Source organism: Liquorilactobacillus oeni DSM 19972, assembly GCF_001436275.1.
In the GTDB taxonomy this organism is placed as follows: domain Bacteria; phylum Bacillota; class Bacilli; order Lactobacillales; family Lactobacillaceae; genus Liquorilactobacillus; species Liquorilactobacillus oeni.
Genome location: NZ_AZEH01000035.1, coordinates 1 through 1,659, shown reverse-complemented (window position 1 = coordinate 1,659; position 1,659 = coordinate 1). Strand labels below are relative to the sequence as shown.

Below are 1,659 nucleotides of genomic sequence, written 5' to 3'. Positions count from 1 at the left end.
AACTTGTTCTTTGAAAACTAGATAATATTTTTTCTGTTTTAAATTAACAAACCGAGAAACACCGCGTTTTAAAGAGTTTTGAAACAAGAATTGTTCTTAACGTAAAACTCATAACCGCTTTACCGCAGGTAAAGTTAGGTTAAGTTATTAAGGGCGCATGGTGGATGCCTTGGTACTAGGAGCCGATGAAGGACGGGACTAACGCCGATATGCTCCGGGGAGCTGTAAGTAAGCTATGAGCCGGAGATTTCCGAATGGGGCAACCCAATAGTTTTAATCAACTATTACTGCTGATCGAATTCATAGATCAGTCAGAGGTACACGCAGGGAACTGAAACATCTAAGTACCTGCAGGAAGAAAAAGAAAAATCGATTCCCTTAGTAGCGGCGAGCGAACGGGGAACAGCCCAAACCAAGAAGCTTGCTTCTTGGGGTTGTAGGACTGAACATTTGAGTTACCAAAGCAGACGTTAACCGCATGACTTGGAAAAGTCAGCCAGAGAAGGTGACAGCCCTGTAGGTGAAAATGTCTGCTCTCAGTTCAGGATCCTGAGTACGGCGGAACACGAGAAATTCCGTCGGAATCCGGGAGGACCATCTCCCAAGGCTAAATACTCCCTAGTGACCGATAGTGAACCAGTACCGTGAGGGAAAGGTGAAAAGCACCCCGGAAGGGGAGTGAAACAGTTCCTGAAACCATGTGCCTACAAGTAGTTAGAGCCCGTTAACGGGTGATAGCGTGCCTTTTGTAGAATGAACCGGCGAGTTATGTTTGTCTGCAAGGTTAAGCCGTAAAGGGCGGAGCCGCAGCGAAAGCGAGTCTGAACAGGGCGCACAAGTAGGCAGACATAGACCCGAAACCAGGTGACCTACCCATGTCCAGGTTGAAGGTGCGGTAAAACGCACTGGAGGACCGAACTCATGTATGTTGAAAAATGCTGAGATGAGATGTGGGTAGCGGAGAAATTCCAAACGAACTTGGAGATAGCTGGTTCTCTCCGAAATAGCTTTAGGGCTAGCCTCGGAAATTAGGATCGTGGAGGTAGAGCACTGTTTGAACTAGGGGCCCGTCTTGGGTTACTGAATTCAGATAAACTCCGAATGCCACTGATCTTTATCCGGGAGTCAGACTGCGAGTGATAAGATCCGTAGTCGAAAGGGAAACAGCCCAGACCACCAATTAAGGTCCCTAAATATATGTTAAGTGGAAAAGGATGTGGAGTTGCACAGACAACTAGGATGTTGGCTCAGAAGCAGCCACCATTTAAAGAGTGCGTAATAGCTCACTAGTCGAGTGACCCTGCGCCGAAAATGTACCGGGGCTAAACATATTACCGAAATTGTGGATGCAACCGTTAGGTTGCATGGTAGGAGAGCGTTCTAAGGGCGGTGAAGCTGGACCGGAAGGACCAGTGGAGCGCTTAGAAGTGAGAATGCCGGTATGAGTAGCGCAAGACAGGTGAGAATCCTGTCCACCGTATGACTAAGGTTTCCTGGGGAAGGCTCGTCCTCCCAGGGTTAGTCGGGACCTAAGCTGAGGCCGCAAGGCGTAGGCGATGGATAACAGGTTGAGATTCCTGTACTAGTTATACTTGTTTGAACGATGGAGGGACGCAGGAGGCTAAGGATGCACACAGCTGGAAACGTGTGCCCAAACAG

1 rRNA gene is annotated in these 1,659 nt (G+C 48.3%); it reads left to right on the top strand.

What is annotated here, in order from left to right:
* Positions 1-137: 137 nt before the first annotated feature.
* Positions 138-1,659 (top strand): 23S ribosomal RNA (locus FD46_RS04695); the annotation flags it as partial.